The sequence below is a fragment of the Williamsia sp. Y712 genome (assembly GCF_059445525.1).
This window is the reverse complement of record NZ_JCAIUN010000001.1, coordinates 2,825,383-2,850,709: the sequence shown is the minus strand read 5'-3', so window position 1 is coordinate 2,850,709 and position 25,327 is coordinate 2,825,383. Positions and strand designations below refer to the sequence as shown.

The 25,327-nt window shown below is 64.9% G+C and carries 24 protein-coding genes; 5 read left to right on the top strand and 19 right to left on the bottom strand.

The annotated features are described in order from the left end of the window. Positions 1 to 50: 50 nt before the first annotated feature. From hisI to hisD, 9 genes are all read right to left on the bottom strand, one after another. Positions 51 to 398 (bottom strand): phosphoribosyl-AMP cyclohydrolase, encoded by a 348-nt coding sequence (hisI, locus tag AC1D75_RS13050; RefSeq protein ID WP_482142157.1) that lies wholly within the window; start codon positions 396 to 398, stop codon positions 51 to 53. Positions 399 to 459: 61 nt separating this feature from the next. Further along, positions 460 to 1,233 carry an imidazole glycerol phosphate synthase subunit HisF gene (gene hisF / locus AC1D75_RS13045; protein ID WP_495515610.1) on the bottom strand — a complete coding sequence of 258 codons (774 nt, stop codon included), beginning with the start codon at positions 1,231 to 1,233 and terminating at the stop codon, positions 460 to 462. Continuing rightward, positions 1,230 to 2,090: an inositol monophosphatase family protein gene (locus AC1D75_RS13040; RefSeq protein ID WP_495515609.1), complete on the bottom strand. Its 861-nt coding sequence runs from the start codon at positions 2,088 to 2,090 to the stop codon at positions 1,230 to 1,232. The genes hisF and AC1D75_RS13040 overlap by 4 nt, the downstream gene beginning before the upstream one ends. Next, positions 2,087 to 2,833: a bifunctional 1-(5-phosphoribosyl)-5-((5-phosphoribosylamino)methylideneamino)imidazole-4-carboxamide isomerase/phosphoribosylanthranilate isomerase PriA gene (priA, locus tag AC1D75_RS13035; RefSeq protein WP_495515608.1), complete on the bottom strand. Its 747-nt coding sequence runs from the start codon at positions 2,831 to 2,833 to the stop codon at positions 2,087 to 2,089. Before priA ends, AC1D75_RS13040 begins: the two co-directional genes overlap by 4 nt. An 8-nt stretch (positions 2,834 to 2,841) precedes the next feature. Continuing rightward, positions 2,842 to 3,096, bottom strand: a complete 255-nt coding sequence (locus tag AC1D75_RS13030) for a hypothetical protein (protein ID WP_495515607.1) — start codon at positions 3,094 to 3,096, stop codon at positions 2,842 to 2,844. A 25-nt stretch (positions 3,097 to 3,121) separates the two neighbouring features. Continuing rightward, positions 3,122 to 3,772 carry an imidazole glycerol phosphate synthase subunit HisH gene (gene hisH / locus AC1D75_RS13025; protein WP_495515606.1) on the bottom strand — a complete coding sequence of 217 codons (651 nt, stop codon included), beginning with the start codon at positions 3,770 to 3,772 and terminating at the stop codon, positions 3,122 to 3,124. Continuing rightward, entirely contained in the window at positions 3,769 to 4,389 is a 621-nt protein-coding gene (gene hisB / locus AC1D75_RS13020; protein ID WP_495515605.1) for an imidazoleglycerol-phosphate dehydratase HisB, read from the bottom strand. The genes hisH and hisB overlap by 4 nt, the downstream gene beginning before the upstream one ends. Continuing rightward, positions 4,386 to 5,546 (bottom strand): histidinol-phosphate transaminase, encoded by a 1,161-nt coding sequence (locus AC1D75_RS13015; protein WP_495515604.1) that lies wholly within the window; start codon positions 5,544 to 5,546, stop codon positions 4,386 to 4,388. Before AC1D75_RS13015 ends, hisB begins: the two co-directional genes overlap by 4 nt. Then, positions 5,543 to 6,874 carry a histidinol dehydrogenase gene (hisD, locus tag AC1D75_RS13010; protein WP_495515603.1) on the bottom strand — a complete coding sequence of 444 codons (1,332 nt, stop codon included), beginning with the start codon at positions 6,872 to 6,874 and terminating at the stop codon, positions 5,543 to 5,545. The genes AC1D75_RS13015 and hisD overlap by 4 nt, the downstream gene beginning before the upstream one ends. A 123-nt stretch (positions 6,875 to 6,997) precedes the next feature. Between hisD and AC1D75_RS13005 the strand changes: the two genes are divergently transcribed. Beyond that, the gene (locus AC1D75_RS13005; RefSeq protein WP_495515602.1) at positions 6,998 to 7,384 is read left to right on the top strand and encodes a phage holin family protein; all 387 of its coding nucleotides are present in this window, start codon (positions 6,998 to 7,000) and stop codon (positions 7,382 to 7,384) included. A gap of 15 nt (positions 7,385 to 7,399) precedes the next feature. Here the strand turns inward: AC1D75_RS13005 and AC1D75_RS13000 are convergent, their stop codons facing one another. From AC1D75_RS13000 to nadA, 3 genes are all read right to left on the bottom strand, one after another. Next, on the bottom strand, positions 7,400 to 8,440 hold the full coding sequence (locus AC1D75_RS13000) for an NAD(P)-dependent alcohol dehydrogenase (protein ID WP_495515601.1): 1,041 nt from the start codon (positions 8,438 to 8,440) through the stop codon (positions 7,400 to 7,402). A gap of 126 nt (positions 8,441 to 8,566) precedes the next feature. Continuing rightward, positions 8,567 to 9,433, bottom strand: coding sequence for a carboxylating nicotinate-nucleotide diphosphorylase (nadC, locus tag AC1D75_RS12995; protein ID WP_495515600.1), 867 nt, complete (start codon positions 9,431 to 9,433; stop codon positions 8,567 to 8,569). Beyond that, positions 9,430 to 10,449 carry a quinolinate synthase NadA gene (gene nadA / locus AC1D75_RS12990; RefSeq protein ID WP_495515599.1) on the bottom strand — a complete coding sequence of 340 codons (1,020 nt, stop codon included), beginning with the start codon at positions 10,447 to 10,449 and terminating at the stop codon, positions 9,430 to 9,432. The genes nadC and nadA overlap by 4 nt, the downstream gene beginning before the upstream one ends. A gap of 192 nt (positions 10,450 to 10,641) precedes the next feature. Here nadA and AC1D75_RS12985 point away from each other — a divergent pair, with 192 nt between their 5' ends. After that, positions 10,642 to 11,337, top strand: a complete 696-nt coding sequence (locus tag AC1D75_RS12985; protein WP_495515598.1) for an NUDIX hydrolase — start codon at positions 10,642 to 10,644, stop codon at positions 11,335 to 11,337. 28 nt (positions 11,338 to 11,365) lie between these two features. Here the strand turns inward: AC1D75_RS12985 and AC1D75_RS12980 are convergent, their stop codons facing one another. The 7 genes from AC1D75_RS12980 to AC1D75_RS12950 all read right to left on the bottom strand — a co-directional run bounded on the left by AC1D75_RS12980 (position 11,366) and on the right by AC1D75_RS12950 (position 17,990). Then, the gene (locus AC1D75_RS12980) at positions 11,366 to 12,826 is read right to left on the bottom strand and encodes an MFS transporter (RefSeq protein ID WP_495515597.1); all 1,461 of its coding nucleotides are present in this window, start codon (positions 12,824 to 12,826) and stop codon (positions 11,366 to 11,368) included. Positions 12,827 to 12,884: 58 nt separating this feature from the next. Further along, a complete protein-coding gene (locus tag AC1D75_RS12975; protein WP_495515596.1) occupies positions 12,885 to 13,436 on the bottom strand; it encodes a DUF2567 domain-containing protein in 552 nt (183 codons plus the stop codon). Positions 13,437 to 13,453: 17 nt separating this feature from the next. Continuing rightward, the gene (gene bsaP, locus AC1D75_RS12970; RefSeq protein WP_482145730.1) at positions 13,454 to 13,690 is read right to left on the bottom strand and encodes a biotin synthase auxiliary protein BsaP; all 237 of its coding nucleotides are present in this window, start codon (positions 13,688 to 13,690) and stop codon (positions 13,454 to 13,456) included. A 14-nt stretch (positions 13,691 to 13,704) separates the two neighbouring features. Beyond that, positions 13,705 to 14,718, bottom strand: a complete 1,014-nt coding sequence (gene bioB / locus AC1D75_RS12965; protein ID WP_495515595.1) for a biotin synthase BioB — start codon at positions 14,716 to 14,718, stop codon at positions 13,705 to 13,707. A 75-nt stretch (positions 14,719 to 14,793) separates the two neighbouring features. Further along, positions 14,794 to 15,459: a dethiobiotin synthase gene (bioD, locus tag AC1D75_RS12960; RefSeq protein ID WP_495515594.1), complete on the bottom strand. Its 666-nt coding sequence runs from the start codon at positions 15,457 to 15,459 to the stop codon at positions 14,794 to 14,796. 18 nt (positions 15,460 to 15,477) lie between these two features. Continuing rightward, entirely contained in the window at positions 15,478 to 16,626 is a 1,149-nt protein-coding gene (locus AC1D75_RS12955; protein ID WP_495516074.1) for an 8-amino-7-oxononanoate synthase, read from the bottom strand. Positions 16,627 to 16,631: 5 nt separating this feature from the next. Then, complete coding sequence (locus tag AC1D75_RS12950; RefSeq protein WP_495515593.1) at positions 16,632 to 17,990, bottom strand: adenosylmethionine--8-amino-7-oxononanoate transaminase; 1,359 nt, start codon at positions 17,988 to 17,990, stop codon at positions 16,632 to 16,634. Between the two features lie 153 nt (positions 17,991 to 18,143). Here AC1D75_RS12950 and AC1D75_RS12945 point away from each other — a divergent pair, with 153 nt between their 5' ends. From AC1D75_RS12945 to treY, 3 genes are all read left to right on the top strand, one after another. Further along, positions 18,144 to 20,384 carry an acyltransferase family protein gene (locus AC1D75_RS12945; RefSeq protein WP_495515592.1) on the top strand — a complete coding sequence of 747 codons (2,241 nt, stop codon included), beginning with the start codon at positions 18,144 to 18,146 and terminating at the stop codon, positions 20,382 to 20,384. A gap of 94 nt (positions 20,385 to 20,478) precedes the next feature. Further along, positions 20,479 to 22,992 (top strand): glycogen debranching protein GlgX, encoded by a 2,514-nt coding sequence (gene glgX / locus AC1D75_RS12940; RefSeq protein ID WP_495515591.1) that lies wholly within the window; start codon positions 20,479 to 20,481, stop codon positions 22,990 to 22,992. Further along, positions 22,992 to 25,325 (top strand): malto-oligosyltrehalose synthase, encoded by a 2,334-nt coding sequence (treY, locus tag AC1D75_RS12935; RefSeq protein ID WP_495515590.1) that lies wholly within the window; start codon positions 22,992 to 22,994, stop codon positions 25,323 to 25,325. Before glgX ends, treY begins: the two co-directional genes overlap by 1 nt. Positions 25,326 to 25,327 lie beyond the last annotated feature (2 nt).

Below are 25,327 nucleotides of genomic sequence, written 5' to 3'. Positions count from 1 at the left end.
ACACAGGTGGAGCCTATTGAAATACCGACCACCGTACGGGTAGTGCGGCCTCAGGCCGGTGCGGTGTACAGCACGTTGGCGTCGAAGCAGGTGTGGTCGCCCGTGTGGCAGGCCGCACCGGTTTGCTCGACCGTCATCAGGACGGTGTCGCCGTCGCAGTCCAGGCGGAGTTCGATCACCTTCTGGGTGTGCCCGCTGGTCTCCCCCTTGATCCACTGTTTGCCCCGCGACCGCGAGAAGTACGTGGCCTCACCAGTTTCCAGGGTGCGGGCCAGCGCGTCGTCATCCATCCACGCAACCATCAGCACCTGCCCGGTGCCTGCCTCCTGCACCACAGCGCAGATCAGGCCCTCGGCGTTGCGTTTGAGCTGCTCGGCGATCCCGGTGTCCAGCGGCATTGTTGTCACTCCCGTATACGAAAACTGTTGGTGCAGTGCTTGAGTCAGCGCAGCGCATGCCTCAACGGACGGGTATGTCCTCGGCGCGCAAGGCGTCCTTGACCTGCCCGATGGTCAGCTCACCGAAGTGAAAGACCGAGGCCGCCAGCACCGCGTCTGCTCCACAACGCACGGCGGGCGGGAAATGTTCCACCACACCGGCGCCGCCGCTGGCGATCACCGGCACCTTCACCGCAGCGCGCACTGCGGTGATCATCGCGAGATCGAATCCGTTTTTCGTGCCGTCGGCGTCCATCGAGTTGAGCAGGATCTCCCCGACCCCGAGGTCTTGGCCGCGGCGAGCCCATTCCACGGCGTCGATACCGGTGCCCTCACGGCCTCCGTGGGTGGTGACCTCCCAGCCCGACGGAGTCGGGGGCTGACCCTCCGGCACGGTGCGGGCATCGACCGACAGCACGATGCACTGCGATCCGAAGTGCCGGCTCATCTCGCCGAGTACATCAGGATTGGCGATGGCCGCGGTGTTGACGCTGACCTTGTCGGCGCCGGCGCGAAGCAGGCGGTCGACGTCGGCGACGGTGCGGATACCACCGCCGACCGTCAGCGGGATGAAGACCTGATCGGCGGTGCGCTTGACCACGTCGATCATCGTGCCGCGATTGCCGCTCGACGCTGTGACGTCGAGGAAGGTGAGTTCGTCGGCCCCGGCCTTGTCGTAGGCGGCGGCGAGCTCCACCGGATCTCCGGCATCACGCAGGTTCTGGAAATTGACGCCCTTGACCACCCGGCCGGCGTCGACATCCAGACATGGGATGACCCGAATCGCGACCGTCATATGTACTTCTCCTTCGGAGGTTCAAAAGCCTGGGGATCCCCGATTCGGCCGATCAATTCGATCAGTTCCTCGTGGACCCCGGCACTGGCCGCCACGATCGACGGCGATGCGACCGACCACGGCCGCCCTTCGATGTCGCTGATCCGACCACCGGCCGCCAGGACCAATGCGGCGCCGCCTGCGTTGTCCCAGGCGTGGTGACCAAAGGTGACCGCGCCACCGAGCTGTCCACCCGCGGTGAGCGCAAGGTCGAATCCGGTGCTGCCGAACAGTCGCAGACGCGCTGTCCGCCTGCTCAATTCACCGAGCATCTCCACCCGGTACGCGCCCGGATACCGTCCGCGGCCGTTGATGTTGAACGCGCCGAATGCCAGCATCGCCTCGCTGAGCTTCTGCTCGGGCCGCGGCGGCACGGGAACGCCGTTGCAGAGCAGTTCACCGTCGACAAAACCCTGATAGTTCAAGCCCGACAACGGCAGCCACGTCAATCCGAGCACGGGCAGGCCGTCGTGGACCAGTGCCAGCAGCATGCCGGCGATCGGCAGTCCGGCCGAATAGTTGTAGGTGCCGTCGATGGGATCGACCACCCACACCGTGCCCTCGGTCAGGCCCGGTCCACCGAATTCCTCACCGTGAACGGCGATCTGGGTGCGCTGCTCCAACTCCGCAGAGATTGTGCGTTCCAGCTCGAGATCGAACTCGGTGGCAAAATCGTTATGGCCTTTGGAAACCGCACTGGGTGCACCGACGCCCGACAAAAACCGGTCGGTGCTCTGATCGAGAACCGCAGCAGCGCTGGCCAGCAACTGCTCCGGATCGAGATCGGGTGGGAGGGTCCCTCCGAGCGCCGAACTCATGACGCCGACGCGACCGCCGCAAGCGCCTCGACGAGGGTGAAGCGTCCGGCGTAGAGCGCCTTGCCGACAATCGCTCCCTCGACGCCCGTGCCCACGAGTCCGGCGATCGCAACAAGATCCTCGATGGCGGAGACGCCACCGGAGGCAACCACCGGTGCATCCGTCTTGGCGGTGACCTCCCGCAGGAGTTCCAGGTTCGGTCCGGTGAGGGTGCCGTCCTTGGTCACATCGGTCACGACGTAGCGGCTGCAGCCATCACGCTCGAGGCGTTCGAGAACGTCCCACAGGTCGCCGCCGTCCGACACCCAGCCGCGGCCACGCAGGCGGTAGGACCCGTCGACCAGCTGGACGTCGAGGCCGACCGCGATGCGGTCGCCGTATTCGGCGATGGCGCGTGAACACCACTGCGGGTCTTCCAGTGCGGCGGTGCCGAGATTGACCCTGGCACAACCGGTTGCCAGCGCGGCGTTCAGGGAATCGTCGTTGCGGATTCCGCCCGACAGTTCCACCTTCACGTCGAGTTCACCGATCACCTCGGCCAGCAGTTCACGGTTGCTGCCGCGACCGAAAGCGGCGTCGAGATCAACCAGATGCACCCACTCCGCACCGTCACGCTGCCAGGTCAGGGCCGCCTCACGGGGCGAACCGTAAGAGGTTTCGCTTCCGGCGGCACCCTGCACCAGCCGTACTGCTTGGCCATCGGCCACATCGACCGCCGGGAGCAGCTCAAGTCGTGCATTCATGCTGGGGATCAGTCTCCTTCGATTTCTGATTGGTCTGCTTCTTCGCGCATCGCGCGGGCCACGCGGTCGACCATCCGGTTGGCAACAATACCCATCGCGACAATTGCCAGTATCAGCGCCAGAAGCGCGACGATCAGGGCGGCGAGCGGTGACACCTTCGCCAGTCCGATCACGATCACCGTAGAGACAGCCAGCACCACGACTCCGGCACCCACGGTGAAGAGGGCCAGCCGGGCAAACGAGAACCGTGGTGCGGTCATCATTGTGGCGCAGGGCTTGTCGCGGCGGTCACGTCAATGACCCGACCCAGTTGTTGAGCAGCCGGGCTCCGGCGTCACCGGACTTCTCCGGGTGGAACTGGGTCGCGCACAGCGGGCCGTTCTCCACCGCGGCGAGGAACCGTCCTCCGTGGGTGGCCCAGGTCAGTTTGGGCGCCTTGAACAGTGCGTCCGCGGGCAACTCCCAGCTCTGCGCGGCGTACGAATGCACGAAGTAGAAGCGCTCATCTTCGGGCATGCCCGCAAAGAGCATCGAATCGGGTTCTGCCTCAACGGTGTTCCAGCCCATGTGCGGCAGCACCTCGGCCTGGAGCTGGGTGACCGTACCCGGCCACTGTCCGCAGCCCTGCGCTTCGGCACCGAACTCGACACCGCGTTCGAACAGGATCTGCATACCGACACAGATGCCAAGGACCGGTCGGCCACCGGCGAGCCGGTCGTCGATGATGCGGTCGCCCTTGACCGCGCGCAGACCTTCCATGCATGTCGCGAAGGCGCCGACACCGGGCACCACGAGACCGTCGGCCTCCAACGCGATCGCCGGATCGGACGTCACCGTGACCTGCGCGCCGGTCCGCTCCAGGGCTCGTTGCGCCGAACGCAGATTGCCCGAACCGTAGTCGAGGATTGCGACCGTACGATCGCCGTTGCTGCCGGTCACAGGGCCCCCTTCGTCGACGGCACACCGCTCACCCGCGGATCGGATTCTGTTGCGGCTCGCAGTGCGCGTGCCACAGCCTTGAACTGCGCCTCGGTGATGTGGTGCGGATCGCGGCCGTAGATCGTGCGCACGTGCAGCGCGATCTGGGCGTTCATCGCGAGGGTTTCGAAGACGTGCTTGTTGATGACCGTGTGGTACGGCACGCCGGGATTGCCGCCGATGGTGGTGGTCAGCATGTGCTCGGGCTCGCCGGTGAACACGCAGTACGGGCGTCCGGAGACGTCGACGATGGCCTGTGTCAGGGTCTCGTCCATCGGGATCCAGGCGTCGCCGAAGCGGCGGATGCCCCTCTTGTCACCGAGAGCCTTCGCGATGGCCTGGCCGAGCACGATCGCGGTGTCCTCGACGGTGTGGTGGGCCTCGATCTCGACGTCACCCTTGGCCGCCACCGTGAGGTCGAAGCTGCCGTGCGCACCGAATGCGGTGAGCATGTGGTCGTAGAACGCCACGCCGGTGGAGATGTCGGTGCGCCCGGTGCCGTCGAGATTGATCTCCACGGTGATCGAGGACTCCCGGGTGGTCCGCTCGATGCGGGCCACGCGCGGTTGTGCGGTCATTTCTGCTCTCCGATCAAGTGTGTCGGGCCTATTAGGTCAGTGCGGGCCAGTTCGGCGCTGCGGGCCAGCAGCGCGTCGTTTTCGGCGGGCAATCCGATGGTGGCACGTAGATGGCCCTCGATCTGCATGTCACGGATCAACACGCCACCATCGAGGTAGTTCTGCCAGCTCACGGTCGCGTCGGCGAACGGGCCGAACAGGATGAAGTTGGCGTCGGAGTCGACCACCGAGTAGCCCAACCGGGTCAGTTCAGCAGTGACGCGCCCTCGTTCGGCGACGATCGCGGCGACCCCGGCGAGGGTGTCGTCGGCATGTCGCAGCGCCGCCCGGGCGGCGGCCTGCGTGACCACCGACAGGTGGTACGGCAACCGAACGAGCAGCAGCGCATCGATCACGGCCGGATCGGCGGCCAGGTAGCCCAGGCGTCCGCCCGCGAAGGCGAATGCCTTGCTCATGGTCCGGCTGACCACCACCTTGGCGGGGAACTCCTCGATCAGTTCGACCGCACTCGGTGCCGCGGAGAACTCACCGTAGGCCTCGTCGACGATGACGATGCCCGGCGCCGCGGCGGCCACGGCGCGCACGTCGTCGAGCGAGATGGAGCCACCGGTCGGGTTGTTGGGTGAGGTCAGGAACACCACATCGGGCCTGCGCTCGGCGATCGCCGAGAGAGCGCCATCGAGGTCGAATGAGAAGTCGGCGTTGCGCTTTCCTTCGATCCAGGTGGTGTCGGTGCCGGTGGAGATGATCGGATGCATCGAGTACGACGGGACAAACCCGATCGCGCTGCGGCCCGGACCACCGAAAGCCTGCAACAACTGTTGCAGGACCTCGTTGGATCCATTTGCCGCCCAGAGGTTTTCAGCACCGAGTGCAACACCTGTCGCCGAGCTGAGGTAGGCGGCGAGATCGGTACGCAGCGCGACCGCGTCCCGGTCCGGATACCGGTGCAGCTGCGATGCGGCCTCGCGCACCGACTCCGCGACGTCATCGATCAGTGCCTGCGACGGCGGGTGCGGGTTCTCGTTGGTGTTCAGGCGGAACGGCACGTCGAGCTGCGGTGCGCCATAGGGCGACTGACCCTTCAGCGTCTCGCGCAACGGAAGGTCGTCAAGCCCGATCCTTCTGGTCGAGGAGGTGGGGGTCGAAGAAGTCACCGAAGATCCTCCGAACCGGCAAACCGCAGCCGGACGGCTTCACCGTGCGCAGGCAGATCTTCCGCCTTCGCCAAGGTCTGCACGTGTCCGGAGACCTCCTTGAGTGCGGCCTCGTCGTAGTCGATGACGTGCACGCCGCGCAGGAACGTCTGCACCGACAGACCCGAGCTGTACCGCGCCGAACCCGACGTGGGCAGAACGTGGTTGGAGCCGGCGCAGTAGTCGCCCAGGCTCACCGGCGAGTAGTCGCCGACGAAGATCGCACCGGCACTGCGTACTCGGGCAGCCACCGCAGCAGCGTCGCGGGTCTGGATCTCGAGGTGTTCGGCGGCGTAGGCGTTGACCACCTGCAGGCCCTGATCGATGTTGTCCACCAAAATGATTCCCGACTGCGGACCAGCGAGCGCTTCACGAACCCGATCCACGTGCTTGGTCCGCCGGACCTGGAGCTCGATTGCAACGTCCACGGCGTCAGCGAGCTCGGGGCTGTCGGTGACGAGGACCGACGCTGCCATCACGTCGTGTTCGGCCTGGCTGATCATGTCGGCGGCCACGTTCACCGGACTGGCCGAACTGTCGGCCAGGATCGCGATCTCGGTGGGGCCGGCTTCGGAGTCGATGCCGACAACGCTGCGGCACAGCCGTTTTGCCGCCGTCACGTAAATGTTGCCAGGGCCGGTGATCAGGTCGACCGGATCGAGGTCGGCGCCGTCGGTATCGGTGCCGCCGTAGGTCAGCAGGGCAACGGCCTGTGCACCGCCCACCGCCCAGACCTCGGTGACACCGAGCAGCGCGCAGGCCGCCAGGATCGTCGGATGCGGCAGACCATCGAACTGCGCCTGTGGAGGCGACGAGACCACCAGGGATTCGACACCGGCCACCTGGGCGGGCACCACATTCATGACCACGCTCGACGGATAGACCGCATTGCCGCCCGGCACATACAGACCGACCCGTCCCACGGGGATCCAGCGTTCGGTGACTGTTCCGCCCGGTGAGACCTCGGTGCTCACGTCGGTTCGACGCTGATCGGCGTGAACCCGACGGGCCCGCTCGATCGCCTCCGACAGCGCGGCGCGGACATCGGGATCGATCTCGGCCAGGGCCTTCTCGATCTGCTCAACGGGGACCCGCACGGTCTCCGGTGCAACGCCGTCGAACTTCTTGCCGTAGTCGAGCGCCGCGGAGGCACCATGCTCGCGGATCGCATCGATCACCGGTTTGACCTGGCCCAAGACCGTGTCGACGTCGGTGGCGCCGCGCGGAAGAGTCCGGCGTAGTTGAGCGGTGGTGGCGTTGGCACCGCGAAGGTCGGTGCGGGCAAGCATGAGCACGAACTCCTGACGAATCGTTGGCGATCCACAGTTGCCCCTGGAATGGCCACTGCGGACTTACTTCTAAGGATATGCGTTCCGGCCAGCCGTTTTTACCAGCGCCCCTAGGATCTGATCATGGTCTTCGCCGCACGCCTCCTCATCAATGCTGTCGCCATCTGGATTGCGGCAGCCCTCATCAACGGGATATCGATCGCCACGGACGGCCGCGACACCGGCGCTCAGATCCTGGTGGTGCTGTTCATCGCACTGGTCTTCACCATCGTCAACACCGCGATCAAGCCGTTTGTGCAGCTGCTGTCGGTCCCCCTGCTGGTCCTGACGCTGGGACTGTTCACCCTGGTCATCAACGCGTTGATGCTGTTGCTGACGGCCTGGGTCACCGAGACCACCGACTTCGGCCTGAGCGTCGACGGATTCTGGACCGCGGTCGGTGGCTCGATTGTGATCTCGATCGTCAACTTCCTGCTCGGGGCACTGGTCCCCGACCGTCAAGACCGCTGACGTCGACGGGTTCGGTCAGAGCGTTGCGGTATCGATCACAAATCGGTAGCGCACATCCGAAGCCACCACCCGCTCGTAGGCCTCGTTGATCTGTGAGGCGTCGATCACCTCGATCTCGGCACCCAGGTTGTGCTCTGCGCAGAAGTCGAGCATCTCCTGGGTTTCGGCGATTCCACCGATCAGTGACCCGGCCAGCGAACGCCGCTTGGACACCAACGTCATGGCCGCCACCGAAATCGGGTTCTCCGGAAGGCCCAACTCGACCAAGGTGCCACCGACGGCAAGCATCGACAGGTACTTGTTGATGTCGAAGTTGGCGGAGACCGTGTTCAGGATCAAATCGAACTTTCCGCGGAGTTCGGTGAACGTCTCGGGATTGTCGGTCGCGTAGTAGTTCTGCGCACCCAACCGGAGTCCGTCTTCCATCTTCTTCAGCGACTGCGAGATCACGCTGACCTCGGCGCCCATGGCATGGGCGATCTTCACACCCATGTGGCCGAGGCCACCGAGTCCGATGATCGCGACACGCTTGCCGGGTCCGGCGTTCCAATGGCTCAGCGGTGAATACGTGGTGATACCCGCGCACAACAACGGCGCTGCGACGTCCAACGGCAGCCCCTCGGGGATGCGTAGGACGTAGTTCTCGTCGACCACGACTTCCTGTGCGTAGCCACCGGTGGTGACCTTTCCATCCCGGCCGACCGCGTTGTACGTGCCGACCATGCCCTTCTCGCAGTACTGCTCGTCGCCCTGCAGGCAGGGCTCACACTCGCGGCAGGAGTCGACAAAACAGCCGACGCCGACGCGATCGCCGACCTTGTACTTCGTCACCTCCGAGCCGATCTCGGCGACTGTGCCCGAGATCTCGTGACCGGGCACCACCGGATACTGCGCCTGTCCCCATTCGTCGCGCACCGTGTGGATGTCGGAGTGGCAGATACCGGCGAAGGCGATGGCGATCCGCACGTCGGCCGGACCTACGTCACGGGTCTCGATTGTCATCGGGACCAGCGCACCCTTCGCAGATGGAGCGGCGTAGGCGTTGATGGTCGGCAAGATATACCTCCGAGAATGTGGGGATTGCGATGTTGAACCGCGCATTCAAGCGTACATACGCATATGTCCTCGGCTAACGAATGCGACGTGCACCACAGGTCCCCACCCACGCAGGTTTGTCGACAGTCAGTCGCCGATCCAGTCGAACCCGATATCGAGGGCGGTCACCGAGTGTGTGAGTCCGCCCACGGCGAGGTAGTCGACGCCGGTGCGGGCGTAATCTCCGGCGACGTCGACCGTCAGTCCGCCCGAGCTCTCGAGCTTGGTGGACGGCGACCGGGTGTTGCGCCGCTGCACCGCAACCTGGGTCTGCCAGAGCGGAAAGTTGTCCAAGAGAACAAGTTCGGCGCCCAGAGCCAGAGCTTCGTCGAGCTGTTCGAGACTGTCGACCTCGACCTCGCAGGTGATGTCCGGGGCAGCGGCACGTACTGCATTGAGTGCCGCGGTAACCGATCCGGCGGCTGCGACGTGGTTGTCCTTGATGAGCGCCTCATCGCCGAGACCCATCCGATGGTTCTGTCCACCACCGCAGCGCACCGCGTACTTCTGCAGAGACCGCATGCCCGGCAACGTTTTTCGTGAATCCCGAACCTTGGCGTGCGTGCCCTCGACCTCGGACACCCACACCGCGGTGGCACTGGCGATGCCGGACAGATGGCACAACAGATTCAGCGCGGTCCGTTCGGCCACCAGCAATCCGGCGACCGGACCGCGCAGTGTTGCGACCGCAGATCCGGCCTCGAGCTCTGCACCATCGTCGAGACGGTCGAGGACCTCGTAGTCACCGGCACCGATGACCTCATCGAACACCTGCAGCGCCACATCGAGGCCCGCGAGCACACCGGGTCGGCGGCTCGAGAGCACCGCGGTTGCCACGGCGCCTTCGGGAACCGTTGCAGCTGTGGTGATATCGGGTCCGTAGCGCAGATCCTCGTCGAGTGCGATCGCGATGAGCGCCTTGACCTCAGCGGTACCGGCGGGATTGCCCGTCACTCCCCCGACCCCGGGTTACCGATCTCGATCATCCGCTGGACGCTGCGGCGTGCCTTCTCGGCGACGTCGGGTGCCACATGAACCTCGTCTTTGCCCTCACGGAGGCAACGCAGCAGCGCAGCCGGGGTGATCATCTTCATGTAGGGGCACGACGCCCGGTCGTTGACCGCCTGGAAGTCGACATTCGGCGCGGCCTTGCGCAACTGGTGCAACATGCCGACCTCGGTGGCGACCAGCACCTGCTTTGCGCCGGTCTCCCTTGCCGCGTCGAGCATACCGCCGGTCGAGAGGATCTTCACCCGATCAGCGGGTACAAAGCCCTCGCCTGCCAGGTACAAAGCTGATGTGGCGCAACCACATTCGGGGTGAACAAACAGCTCGGCGTCGGGGTGCGACCGCGACTTGGCGGTCAGTTCGTCACCGTTGATGCCGGCGTGAACGTGGCATTCACCCGCCCAGATCTGCATGTTCTCGCGACCCGTCTCACGTTTGACGTGAGCGCCGAGGAACTGGTCCGGCAGGAACAGGACTTCCCGGTCGGGGTCGATCGAGGCCACCACGTCGACCGCGTTGGACGAGGTGCAGCAGATGTCCGTCAGGCCCTTCACCTCTGCGGTGGTGTTGACGTACGAGACCACCACCGCGTCGGGGTAGTCGGCCTTCCACGCCCGCAGGTCATCTGCGGTGATCGAGTCGGCCAGCGAGCAGCCGGCCCGCTCGTCCGGGATGAGGACCCGCTTGTCCGGGCTCAGGATCTTGGCGGTCTCGGCCATGAAGTGCACACCGCAGAAGATGATCTCGTCGGTTTCGGCCTCGGCCGCTATCCGCGACAGCGCGAGCGAATCCCCTACGTGATCAGCGACGTCCTGGATGGCCGGCAGCTGGTAGTTGTGCGCCAGCAACGTGGCGTTGCGCTTCTTGGCGAGACTTTTGATCTCGGCGAACCATTCCGGCGTCGGCTCGACCCCGGTGTAAAGGGGCTCGGTCGATCCGAGAGTGAGTGACGTGGTTGTCATGACAACCACCTCCTGTTCCTGGCGCCGGTCGTCGGTGGCCGGCCTGGGCTATGGGCTGGGGTTTTCGACTGTAGATCGAAAACCTCCCCCGATCCTAGCACCCGGCATGTGCGCACCCTCACACTCCGCCCCTGCGATACCCCGGTCACGCCTGGTCCGGGGTGCCGCAGCGCACCCACTACACTCGCAGCCATGCCGTCGCCGAGTGTCTTCCATGAAGTCCTCTGTGCCGTGTTCCAAGTCCGCGAGCATCAGGCCGGCGAGCCGCCCGTGCTGTCGGTCTTGTTGTGGCAGCGCGCTTTTGATCCGCAGGCCGGTTCATGGTCGCTGCCCGGTGGCGGTTTGCAGGATGACGAGGACCTCAAGTCGTCAGCCTTGCGACAGCTCGCCGAAAAGGTGGACCTACGCCAGGTGGCCCACCTCGAGCAGCTGTCCGTGTTCTCCGAACCCGACCGCATCCCCGGACCGCGGGTGATCGCGTCGTCCTACCTCGGCATGGTGCCGTCGGATTCGCGACCGAACCTGCCGCCGGACACCCGCTGGCACCCGGTCTCAGATCTTCCGGAGATCAGTTTTGATCACCGCCAAATCGTCGAACGGGCGCGCTCGAGGTTGGCCGCCAAGCTCTCGTACACCAATATCGCGTTCGCACTCGCGCCCGCCGAGTTCTCGATGTCAGCCCTGAGCGACATCTACTGCGCAGCCCTTGGCTATCCGGTGGACTCGACCAATCTGCTGCGTATCCTCTCGCGCCGCGGCGTGATCACCGCGACCGGAACCGTCGGCCGAACCGGTCCGTCGGGTGGACGGCCGCCCGCTCTGTACCGCTTTGCCGACAAACAACTGCGCATCACCGACGAGTTCGCAACACTGCGCCCACCCATGTAGCCCCTCCAGTCGGGCCAAAGACGCTGTGTTACTTGCCCACCGGGTTTGTCTCCGGCTGCTCCCCCGCTTCGGCGAACAGGTCCGCCACGCGGTCTGCCGTCTGCAACGACTTCCTCGTGGTCGAGTAGATGCCGCTTGCCAGGATGATCGCACCCAGTCCGGCGGCGACCCACCACAACGGCGCCATGTCCGAAGCCGATGACGTCCCGCGGTCGCCCGCGATCACCGAACCCGCCATCGCACCCGACAACGCCACACCGATACTCACGCCGATCTGCCTGCTGGTGGATGCGATCGCCGAAGCCGCCCCGGCCCGATCCCTTGGCATGCCGCTGACCGCGCCGGTGGTGATGGGCGCGTTGACCATGCCGAAACCGATTCCGAACAAGCCAAAGGTGATGAGCAGCTGCCAGACCGGTGTCACATCGTCGATCGTCGACATCAATACGGACGCAACCGTCAGGAGTGTCCCGGCAGCGACCAGCGAGGGCCGGGTGCCGTAGTGCCCGACCAGCCGCCCGGACAGTGGAGAGAAGAGCAGCGTCCCCGCCGCCAACGGCAGGAACATCAGCCCGGTCTCGATCGGGCTGAATCCGCGGATGCTCTGCAGGTAGATCGACACCACGAAGAGGAAAGCCCCATAGGCCGCAAAAGCGCAGATCCCGTTCACCGTGGCGGCCGAGAACGGAATGCTGCGGAAGAACCGTAGGTCGATGAACGGGTCGTGGTGACGCAGTTCGTAGCGACAGAACGTCCCGAACGCCACCACCGTGATCGCAAAGATCCCGATCGTCGCCGGATCGGTCCAACCCATCGAGGGTCCTTCGATCAGCCCGAAGACCAGGCCTGCCATGAAGACCACCGCCAGCGTCTGACCGACCGGGTCGAGACTACGCACGTGCAGCGACTTCGACTCTGGCACAACAAGTGCGGTGGCCACCACCGCGATCACGCAGATCGGCAGGTTGATCCAGAACACCGCTTCCCAGCTGAAGAGTTTGATCGCGGTCCCGCCGACGATCGGCCCCAGAGCCATCGAGATACCCACCACCGCGCCCCACACCCCGACCGCCCGAGCCCTCTCCACCCGGCCAGGGAAGGTGTTGGTGATGATCGACATCGCAACAGGGTTGAGCATCGAACCGCCGATGGCCTGGACGAAGCGGGCCGCGATCAGCACCTCGATGCTCGGGGCCAGACTGCAGAGCAGCGAACCGAGCGCAAAGGTGGTCAGACCGATCTGGAACACGCGACGGCGACCGAACTTGTCGGCCATCGTCCCGGCCAAGAGCAGCAGGCTGGCCAACACCAGGGTGTAGATGTCGATGACCCATTGCAGCTGCGACGCACTGGCATCAAAATCCGCACGTATCGACGGGATCGCCACGTTGACGATGGTCGCGTCCATCGTCACGATCAGCAGGCTCAGACAGCAGGTCACCAGAATCGCGGTCTTACGACGAGGACTGAGCACCGTTGCTGAGGTCACGCAGTAATTGTGCTGCTGCTCGACTATCGCCTGTGCGGCGGGTCACCCAGCCGGCGTGTCATCCGACACGGACCGACGGTGCGTCCAGCGCGATCGTCTCGTCCGGGAATCCCAGATCACCGGACCGATTCATGACCACCAGCACCACATAGGTCAGCATCGCGGTCAGCGGTGCGATGACCAGCAACGCCCAGGAGAACCCGATCCCTCCCCCGAAGTCGAGGTAGGCCCCCGCGATACGCAGGCTCGGTGCCTGCGTGAACTCGTCGCCGACGGCCACCCCGTCGCGCCCGGGGAAACGCTGACGGGCCACCAGGTCTCCGACCCAGACCGCGACCACACCGGAGGCGATCGCACCGAACGCCAAACCGGTGACACCGGCAGGCCCCCGCAGTCGCGGCGGCATCCAGAAGACCACCGCTAGGACCACGCCGGCGATCAGGGCGACCGAGAAGTACAAGCCGATGGCCGTGAACTCCGACGTGGCATCACCCGTTGCGACAGCGCGATCCGGCGCGACCATGCGCCCTTCGATGCCCGGGGTCAACAAACCCCAGATCAGACCCCATAAAATCCCGGCAAGCACCACACCTGCCGAGACAAAGCCCACAGACCGAACCCTGCCGGTCAACGTTGATACAGCTCCACCGAATCGACGGTACCGTGCCGCGAACACCGCGCCGACCAGCCGTCAGGGCGAACCTGGACAACCATCCGCCTGCCACACTGTCCGCAGTAGCGCGGTGGCTCGAGCCCGAGCTGCGCCGCCCGCGGAATCGAATCGGGGTCCTCGACATCGAGCTTCACCCCGGTGTACACGCCGTAGACCATCGGGACGGCCAACGGAGTCGGGATGTCGCTCATCGTCTGATCGCTGATCAAATCGAGTCGTTGAGTGCCTTGATCGGCATCTGCAGCTCGTCGAGCAGATCCAGATCGGTTTCGGCAGGGCGGCCCAACGTGGTCAGGTAGTTGCCCACGATGACTGCGTTGATCCCGCCAAGGATGCCCTGTTTGGCACCCAGATCACCCAGCGTGATCTCGCGTCCTCCCGCGAAACGCAGGATGGTGCGCGGAAGTGCCAATCGGAACGCGGCAACAGCCTTGAGCGCTTCGGCCGCAGGCAACACATCGAGGTCGCCGAACGGGGTTCCGGGACGCGGGTTCAGGAAGTTCAGCGGAACCTCGTCGGGATCGAGTGCAGCCAGGTCCGCGGCGAACTCGGCGCGCTGCTCGAGGCTCTCACCCATTCCCAGGATGCCGCCGCAGCACACCTCCATCCCGGCCTCGCGGATCATCTTCAGCGTGCCGAAACGCTCTTCCCAGCTATGGGTGGTGACCACGTTCGGGAAATGCGACCGCGCGGTCTCCAGGTTGTGGTTGTAGCGATGGACCCCCATCGCCTTGAGCTCATCGACCTGTTCCTGGGTCAGCATGCCCAGGCTGCACGCGATCTGGATGTCGACCTCGGCCCGGATGGCCTCGATGCCTGCGGCCACCTGCGCCATCAGGCGCTTGTCGGGTCCACGTACGGCGGCCACGATGCAGAACTCGGTGGCACCCGATTTGGCGGTCTGCTTGGCGGCTTCGACCAATGCCGGGATGTCGATCCAGGCACTGCGAACCGGCGAGGCGAACAGTCCTGATTGTGAACAGAAGTGGCAATCTTCGGGACAGCCGCCGGTCTTGAGGGAGATGATGCCTTCCACCTCGACCTCTGGACCGCAATGCTTCATCCGTACGTCATGAGCGAGTTGCAGCAGATCGGTCAACCGGTCATCGGACAACTGCAATACCTGCAGCGTCTGCTCCTGGTTGAGCCCCTCCCCGCGTTCCAACACCTGCTCACGTGCGACGTCGAGTATGTCGGTACGTACTGGCGCCTGGGTCACGTGGGGCCTCCCTTTTGTCGCGAACGTTGAGGTCTCAGTGTGCATCATCACGCACACCGGGTACCCGGCAGTGGGTCACAGACCCGCAAGCCAATTCGGATCAAACCATCCAGATGCCTGCGAAGTAAAACTACTGCGCGGTAGGCTTCCGGCTACCGCGGGGATCCGCCCGACCACCGGGACCCCCGTCAGGGCCGGCAGGTCGTCGAGGTTGCACAGTTCGGCCAGACCCGGCTGCGATGGCCACGAGCCGATGACGATGCCGGAGCACTCGAGGCCGGCGGCCTTGATCGCCGACGTGGTGAGCTCTGTGTGGTTGAGCGTGCCGAGCCCGGCAGCGGCGACAACCAGCAGCGGCGCACCGATCCCGGCCGCAACGTCGAGCATGGTGATGTCAGGTGCCAGCCGTACCAGTACCCCTCCGGCACCCTCCACCAGCGTGAGGTGGTGCGAATCCAACCCGCGAATGCCGTCGATGATCACCTGCAGATCCACCGGTGCGGCACCTTCACGTGCGGCCGCACGAGACGGTGCCAGCGGATCACGAAAGCGGTAGAGCTCGGAGGTGGCGGTGACCCCCGCGAGCCGGATCACCTCGTCGACATCGCCGGGTTCGCCCGGCCCGACCCCGGTCTGCGCCGGTTTGCACACGGCCACGCTCGCCCCCGCAGCCATGGCCGCCGCTGCCACCGCGGCGGTTGCCACGGTCTTACCGACCTCAGTCGAGGTCCCGGTGATCACGAGTCTCACAGTGCGCCCTCAGATCTCGGCGAGTACGGCCGTGACGACCTCGGCCACTCGGGTGATGTCGTCATCGGAGAGATCTGCGCGAACGGTCAGACGCAGCCGCGACGTGCCCGGTGGCACCGACGGCGGACGGAAGCACCCGACAAGCACTCCGCGGTCGCGACAACGTTGCGCGGCCGCGTACGCCTTGGCCGGATCGCCGATGATGATCGAGACAACCGCCGCCTCCGACTCCGTGCCCCCACACAGGCTCGCGAGCCGGGCAGCGTTGGCACGCACGCGAGTTGCCAGATCAGGCTGCGCGCGCAGAACTCGCAACGCGGCCTGCGCGGCACCGGCTGCGGCGGGCGCCAGACCGGTGTCGAAGATGAATGTGCGGGCGCGATCGATCAGATGATCGCGGACCATCGTCGATCCGAGGACCACACCGCCTTGCGAGCCAAGCGATTTCGAGAGAACCGCGGTGGTGACGATGTCGGGGGCGCCGGCAAGTCCGGCTTCGTCCAGAACCCCGCGACCGCCGGTGCCCCGAACCCCAAAGGCGTGGGCCTCATCCACCAGCAGCACCGCACCGTTGGCGCGGGCCGCTGCATACAACTCGGCAACCGGGGCGATCGCACCATCGATGGAGTACACGGAGTCGGTGACCACCATCGCCCGCTGCTCGCTGCGCCCTTCCAATTCCCGTCGCACCGCCGCATGGTCACCGCGGTCGACGACGACCACCCGGGCCCGCGACAGACGGCACCCGTCGATCAGTGATGCGTGCGAACCCCCGTCGGAGACGATCAGGTCGCCGCGACCCATCAGCGCCGACACGGCCGCGATGTTGCCGACGTAGCCGGACGAGAACACCAGGGCCGCTTCATAACCGAGGAAATCCGCGAGGTCGTTCTCGAGCGCTTCGTGGATCTCGGTGGTTCCGGTGACCAGACGCGACGATGTCGATCCGGCACCCCACAGATCGAGCGCTTCGTGTGCGGCCGCGATGACGTCCCGATGGCGGGACAACCCCAGGTAGTCATTGGACGCCAGGTTCAGCAACCGGTCGTCGGTCCCACGCGGCACCAACGTCCGGTGCAGGCCTTCCGCCGCGCGAACGTCGGCGGCCTCATGGAGCCAGTCCAGCGCGGTGTCGATATCGGCGGAGTTCGGCGTCAGCGGGTTCACTGTGAGAAGCCTCTCATAGAGCCAGATGTTGTGGCATGGCCCGCCACCGCGGCGCGTACGGACGCACTCACTCCACCGATCAGTGTGTCGATGTCGGCTTCGGTGCAGATATACGGAGGCATCGTGTAGACGAGGTCGCGGAACGGTCGCAACCAGACGCCGGCATCCACGGCAGCATCCGTCGCAACGGCCATGTCGACGGGGTCGTCGACCTGCACCACTCCGATGGCCCCGAGGACGCGTACCTCCCGCACCCCTGGCAGCTCCGACAGCGGCGCCAGCCCGGTGGCCAGAGCCGCCGATATCCGGGCGACCCGATCGCGCCATGGCGATTCGAGCAACAGTTCGGTCGAGGCGACCGCGATGGCCGACGCCAACGGATTGGCCATGAATGTGGGGCCGTGCGCGAGCACTCCGACGGCCGAACCCGAGATGGTGTCGGCAATCTCACGTGTGCACAGAGTTGCTGCCATCGACACATAGCCGCCGGTCAACGCTTTGCCGACGCACATGATGTCGGGCGAGACGCCCACGTGGTCGGCGGCGAACAATTCTCCGGTCCGACCGAATCCGGTGGCGATCTCATCGAAGATCAGCAACACCCCCTGCTCGTCGCAGATTCGGCGAAGCTCGACGAGGTAGTGGGGGTCGTGGAAACGCATCCCTCCGGCACCCTGCACCACCGGTTCCACGATGACCGCGGCCAGCTCGTCCCGATGCGCGATCACCAGTTCTTCGAACTCGCCGACGTAGTCGGCCTCGAAATCGGCAGGCGGCGCGGGCGCAAAGACCTGCCGGGTCAGGACGTCGGTCCACAGTGAGTGCATCCCACCTTCGGGATCGCAGACGCTCATCGGTGTGAACGTGTCACCGTGATAGCCGCCGCGCCAGGTCAAGAGCCTGTTTCGACCTGTTGTGCCCCGAGCCCGCCAGTACTGCAGAGCCATCTTCACCGCGACTTCGACGGACACCGATCCCGAGTCCGAGAAGAACACGGTGCGCAATGTTTCCGGGGTGATCTCCACCAGCAACTCGGCCAATCGGGCCGCGGGCTCGTGCGTCAGGCCACCGAACATCACGTGCGCCATCGAGTCGAGCTGGGTGCGCGCAGCATTGTCGAGCACCGGATTGCGATAGCCGTGGATCGCCGCCCACCACGAACTCATCCCGTCGACCACCGTGGTCCCGTCGGCGAACGTCAGTCGCACGCCTTCGGCCGAGCGCACCACCCGCGGGACCGGCGCCGAATGCGGCATCGTGCCGTACGGATGCCAGATCAGCTCGGAATCGAGCCTGCTGATCTCCGCTGCGGAGCGCGCAGCCGATTCGTTCGAAGTGTCGGGAAAGTTGGGCACGGATCCACACTAGTGAGGGCGCGCGGTGGATCCGAGCCGGGGATTCTGATCTAAGGCAGGTACATTACGTGGCTGGACAGCCGAACGAATTGCTGCGTTCCGACTACCGCGCCGCAGACCCCGAACAAACGAGATACCAGACCATTGACTGCTATGCCCAGCGTTGACACGCGGAACGCCACGGTTCCCCCCGACACGGTGCCGACCTACCGCACCGACCTCGACGGACTCCGTGGCCTCGCGATCGTCCTCGTGGCCTGCTTTCACATCTGGTTCGGCCGGGTTTCCGGTGGCGTCGATGTCTTCCTGACCCTCTCGGGCTACTTCTTTGTCGGCTCGCTCCTGCGGCACACCATCGTCAGCCAGGACGAGCGGACCACACTGTGGAAGACCGTCAACCCGGTCCAACGCCTGACGCGGCTGGCCCGACGCCTGCTACCCGCAATGGTGGCGATCCTGATCGTCATCAGCCTCGGGATGCTGCTGATCTTCCCGGAAACCCGGTGGCTCGCCACCGGACGTGAGGTCATCGCGAGCCTGTTCTACTACCAGAACTGGTTCCTGGCCTTCAATTCCCAGGACTACACCGCGGCAAGCTCGGCCAACAGCCCGTTGCAGCACCTGTGGTCGATGTCGGTGCAGGGTCAGTTCTTCGTGGTCACGATGCTCACCGCGCTCGCATTTGCCGGTGCCATCAAGTTGCTGGTTCGGTCCGGATTCAAGAAACTTGCCGACCCGACGGTGATCCGGGTGGTCATCGGTGTGGCGATCCTCGGCGTTGCCGCGGTGTCGTTCTACTGGGCGCATATGCGGATGGGCGTGAACCAGCAGTTCAACTACTACGACACCATCTCGCGCGCCTGGGAGCCGCTGGCCGGCGGCCTGCTCGCCGTGTGGATGCCGAAGTGGCGTGTCCCCAACGCGATCCGCAACCTGGTCGCGATCGTCGCACTCGGCCTGATCATCAGCTGCGGCTGGTGGATCGTGGGTGTCGAGCAGTACCCCGGACCGTGGGCCCTGGTTCCGGTGCTCTCCACGTTGGCGATCATCTGGTCCGGCAACAACGCGGTCCGGCGTGGGTCGTCGGTCGACCGGCCCGCGGTCAGCAATGCCTTGGCCGGCCGGCAGATGGTCTGGCTCGGCTCGATCTCGTATGCGCTCTATCTGTGGCACTGGCCGCTGCTCATCTTCTACCTGAGCTGGCGCGACAAGAACGACGCATCCGTCCTCGAGGGCACCGCCCTGATCGCGCTCTCGATCGCGTTGGCCTGGCTGACAAAGCGTTACATCGAGGATCCGCTGCGGGCACCGCGTTCGGTGTCCGTTCACGGACACGGAGCCGGACAAGGCGCTGGGACGAACAGCCCACCGTCCGAGGGGACGCCCCCGCTGCGCCATCAGCCCGCCCACGCCACGCCAGTGCGCCCGTGGCGTAGTCGTCTGCTGAACTACTCGACGATCGCAGGCAGCCTCCTGCTGGTCGGCGCCATCGTGATGACTGCCGGGATCAAGGCGTGGGAGAGCCACGCGACCAATCTGACCGTCGACACCACGAACCTCGATACTCGCGTCTACCCCGGTGCGCGCGCACTCCTCGACGGTGTCGCAGTACCCCACGTCGATCCGCAGCCCTCGCCGCTGGCAGTTGTCATGGACCTGCCCGCAACCTCGTTCAACGGGCACATCAGTGACTTCGATGACGGCGACGTCCACATCGGTGAGTACGGAGATCTGCAGGCCACCAAAACAATTGCGCTGGCAGGCGGTTCTCATGCAGAGATGTGGATCACTGCGCTCGACATCCTCGGCAAGCAGAACCACTTCAAGGTCAGGACCTATCTGAAGATGGGGTGCCCCCTGACCGCCGAGGCAGAACCCAAGCAGTCCGGAGTCCCCTACCCGCAATGCCGCGCGTGGGTGGACAAGGTGATGCCGATGATCATCGCCGACCGGCCCGACGCGGTGTTCACCAACTCGACCCGGCCTCGCGACAACGATCCCGGCGACTGGGTTCCCGACGACTACCTGCCGATCTTCGCCCAGTTCGCCGCCGCCGACATCCCGGTCCTGGGCATACGCGACACCCCCTGGCCACACAACGATGACGGAGCCATCAACACCCCGGACTGCCTATCGAAGAGTTCCAACGACGACTGCAGCACGTCCCGCGCGTGGGCATTGGCGCCTACCGATCCGGCGCTTGACGTGGTGCCCGATTACCCGAATCTGCATCCGCTCGATATCACCGCGGGATTGTGCGACGACACAACATGTCCCGCTGTCGTGGGAAACATCACCGTCTACAAGGATTGGCACCACCTCAGTGCCACCTTCATCCGTAGCCTGATCCCGGAATTGCAGCGTCAGATGCAGGCCGCCCTACCCTGGACGTAACCAGCAGATTGCGGCCACGGTGCTGCCCTGTGCTCCGAGTGCCGCTCGGCCCGCGTCCCAGTAGGGTCATGGACATGAATAATCGAGAGTGCAGATGACGACGCCTGACGGTGGTGCGCTCACGGAGGACGCCGGCGACAAAGTATCCACCGAGGTGAGTACGCCAGAATCGGACACACCGGCCGCGATGCCCGCGCAGAGCGGCGCCGCCATCACCGAAGAGGTCGAAGAACTCATGGTGTGGCCGGGTACGGCCTACCCGCTCGGCGCCACGTTCGACGGCACCGGAACCAACTTCTCGCTGTTCTCTGAGGTTGCGACCAAGGTCGAGCTGTGCCTGATCAGCAAAGACGGCTCAGAGACGCGTATCGAGCTCGAAGAGGTCGACGGCTACGTCTGGCACGCATACCTGGCCACGATCTCTCCAGGGCAGCGATACGGTTACCGCGTCCACGGACCTTACGATCCCCGGCAGGGTCTGCGATGTGACCCGTCCAAGCTCCTCGTCGACCCGTATGGCAAGTCGTTTCACGGAGAGTTCGACGGCGATGCGTCGCTGTATTCGTATCCGATCGCTCTCGATCCCCCGGCTCCCGAACCGGCCGCTTCCGAACCTTCGTCCGGGGAATCAACCGGAGACGAAACCGACTCGTCAACAGATGAATCCGTCGCCGAGACCATGGCCGCCAGTGCGGTCGAGGTCCAGGTCACCGACACCGCGACCGAACTCTCGAGCGAATCCGAAGACCTCATCGACACCGCGGAGGTGGCAACCGCCGAGACCGACGCCGAGGACGCCGTTGCCGAGCCCGAGGCAGAGCCGGAATCCGAGCAGCCCGACCCACTGTTCGGAGATCCTCCGCGCCTGGATTCGTTGGGACACACCATGACCTCGGTCGTGATCAACCCATTCTTCGACTGGCAGAATGACCGCGCGCCCAACCGTCCGTACTACGAGACCGTCATATACGAGGCCCACGTCAAGGGTATGACGGCCACCCATCCCGAGGTCCCGGAACAACTCCGCGGAACCTATGCGGGGCTGGCGCATCCGGCGATCATCGACCACCTGACAAAGCTCGGCGTCACAGCGATCGAACTGATGCCGGTGCACCAGTTCCTGCAGGACCAGACGCTGCTCGATCAGGGCCTGCGAAACTACTGGGGCTACAACAGTTTCGGATTCCTGGCACCCCACGCCGACTATGCGTCGAACAAGCGGGCCGGCGCCGCGGTGCCCGAGTTCAAGGCCATGGTCCGGGCATTCCACGACGCGGGTATCGAGGTCATCCTCGATGTGGTCTACAACCACACCGCCGAGGGCAACCACATGGGACCGACGATCGCCTTCCGCGGCATCGACAATGCCGCCTACTACCGGATCGTCGATGACGAGCCCTGGGCCTACATGGATTACACCGGAACAGGCAACAGTCTCAACGCCCGGCATCCGCACACCCTGCAGCTGATCATGGACTCCCTTCGGTACTGGGTTCTCGAAATGCATGTCGACGGATTCCGTTTCGACCTGGCCTCGACCCTGGCCCGAGAACTACACGATGTGGATCGCCTGTCGGCGTTCTTTGATCTCGTGCAACAGGATCCGGTGGTCAGCCAGGTCAAACTCATCGCCGAGCCGTGGGATATCGGCGAAGGCGGCTACCAGGTCGGCAACTTCCCGGGCCTGTGGACCGAATGGAACGGCAAGTACCGCGACACCGTGCGCGACTACTGGCGGGGCGAACCGGCAACTCTTGGCGAGTTCGCGTCCCGGCTCACCGGTTCATCTGATCTCTACGAGGCGACCGGACGTCGCCCCAGCGCCAGCATCAACTTCGTCACCGCGCACGACGGCTTCACGTTGCGAGACCTGGTGTCGTACAACGAAAAACACAACGAGGCGAACGGCGAGGACAACCGGGACGGCGAGAGTCACAACCGGTCGTGGAACTGTGGGGTCGAGGGTCCGACCGATGATCCGGTGATCGAAAACCTGCGGGCTCGCCAGCAGCGGAACATCCTGGCCACCCTGATGCTCAGCCAGGGCACCCCGATGATCGCCCACGGAGATGAGATCGGCCGGACGCAACAGGGCAACAACAACGTCTACTGCCAGGACGGCCCTCTGGCCTGGATGGATTGGTCTCTGGCAGAGACCAATTCCGAACTTGTCGATTTCACTGCCCGGGTCATAGAACTCCGCAAAGAGCATCCGGTGTTCCGTCGTCGGAGGTTCTTCGCGGGACGGCCCATCCGTTCCGGGGACGAGCCCCGCGACATCGCGTGGCTCACCCCGTCGGGCCACGAGATGACCGAAGAGGATTGGGACAGCGGTTTCGGAAAGTCCCTCGCGGTGTTCCTGAACGGTTCGGCCATCGGCGAGAAGGACATTCGTGGACGGGTGGTCCAGGACAACGACTTCCTGATGTGCTTCAACGCGCATTACGAGCCGATCGCATTCCAGCTCCCCACAACCTTCTACGCCAACGAGTGGGCGGGTGTACTCGACACCGCGCATCCCCTCGGTGACAGCGCGGTCATCGCCAAGGCCGGGACCCCCGTCCTTGTCACCGGAAGGTCGTTGCTGGTCCTGCGCAAGGTGAACTGATGATCCTGCCTCCCACCGCCACTTATCGCCTTCAGCTGAACAGTGGTTTCACATTCGCCGACGCCGTCGGAAATCTCGATCATTATGCGGCATTGGGGATCAGCCACCTGTACCTGTCGCCGGTGCAGACCGCTCAGAAGGGATCGGCGCACGGTTACGACTGGGTGCCGCCTCCCGAGGTCTCCCCCACACTCGGCGGCATCGACGGTCTCCGGGAATTGCGTCGCGCAGCCGCCGATCGCGGCATCGGGTTGATCATCGACATCGTGCCCAACCACACCGGCGTCGAGGACCCGCGGCAGAACCCGTGGTGGTGGGACGTACTACGACTGGGTGCCAACTCTGAGTTCGCGCCGTATTTCGACATCGACTGGTCGACGGACAACGGGGCCGACGGCAAAATCGCTCTGCCCGTTCTGGGTTCACCCGACGACCTCGATGCCCTGGAGGTCGATACCTCCGGCCCGGAGCCCGAGCTCGCGTTCTATGAACACCGCTTTCCACTCGCTCCCCGAACCCACGACCCACAGGCGCGGGAATCAGCGGTCGCAGTGCATGACAGACAGTCATATCGGTTGGTGCCGTGGAACATCGGTGTCCTCGGTTATCGCCGCTTCTTCTCCGTGAACGGGCTCGCCGGACTGCGGCAAGAAGATCCGGCCGTGTATGCGGCCACCCACACCCTGGTCCGGCAACTCATCGAGGAAGATCTGGTCGACGGGATCCGGGTTGATCATCCCGACGGTCTGGCCGACCCGCAAGGTTATCTGCGCAACCTCCGCGACGACCTCGGACCGGACCGCATCCTGCTGGTCGAGAAAATCCTCTCCAAAGGTGAACCGCTCGATCCGTCGTTGCCGGTGGACGGCACCACCGGGTACGAGATGTTGCGTTCCGTCGGAGCTGTTCTCGTCGACCCGAATGGCGAAGAGCCCCTGGGTGATCTCCATCAACGGTACGCGGGCGACCGCGGTGACCACCGATGGATCGAGGCCACCGAGCGGCATCTGAAGTTGTCGATCCTGTCCGACACCTTCCCTGCCGAACGTGCCCGGCTCCGGCGCACACTCTTGGCCTTCGCAGCCGGCACATCTCCCGATACCCCGGCACCTTCCGCGGCCGAAGTCGACTCCGCGATCGGCGCGGTGATCGCTTCCCTCGGCGTATACCGCAGCGACTACCCGGTTCTGGCCGGAACCCTGGAGTCTGTACTGACCACCGAAAAGCAACGGCTACCCGCGTTGAGTGGAGCGTTCGACCTCATCGGTGCGGCCGTCGACTCCGACGCCGAGGCGAGAGCACGTCTGGCGCAGGTCTGCGGTGCAGTCACCGCCAAAAGTGTTGAGGACTGCCTCTTCTACCGGACCGCCCGACTGGTGGCCCTGCAGGAAGTCGGCGGCGATCCGGGTACATTCGCCGACTCGATCGAAGAGTTCCACCGCATCAACGTCGAACGGGCCGCCGCCTGGCCCCGGGCCCTGACCACACTCTCGACACACGACACCAAACGCAGCGAGGACGTCCGCACCCGCATCGGCGTGCTGTCCCAGATCCCCGCGCGCTGGACCGAATTGGTGGATCGATCACAGACCCGTAACCCGGCGCCCGACGGAGTCACCGGACTGTTCCTGCGGCAGAACCTCTTCGGCATCTGGCCCGTGGACGGCGTGATCACAGACGACCTGCGAGACCGCTTCCATGAATACGCGACAAAGGCCATCCGTGAAGGTGCGGTCGGCACAACCTGGACCCAGGTCGACACCACCTTCGAGTCGGCAGTGCATGCGTGGATCGACAACATCTTCGACGGGCCCTGCGCCAAAGACCTGACCGACCTACTGGAAGTTGTTCGATCACACGTCGAATCCGACGCGCTCCTACACAAGGCGCTGGCCATGTTGACGCCGGGAGTCCCCGACGTCTACCAGGGCACCGAATGGTTCGACGATTCACTCGTTGATCCCGACAACCGTCGCCAGGTCGACTACACGCAGTCGGTCGACCACCCCAAGGTGGTGATCGTGCGCACCGCAGCACAATTGCGCCGCCGACGTCCTGAGGTGTTCACCGCAGGCGAGTACCTCCCCTTGTCGGCGGACGGACCCGCAGCCGCGCACGTCATCGCATTCGGACGCAGCGAACCCGGCGCGGACGTCTCGGTGATCCTGGTCGGATGCCGCTGGACGGTGAGCCTGGACCAACGGCATTGGGAACAGACAACACTCGACCTACCCCCCGGTACCTGGCGAGAACTCCTGACCGGCAGCGACATGTCCGGAACCGTGCAGATCGCGCGCTTCGGAACCGCGGTCGCGATCCTCGAACGGATCTGATT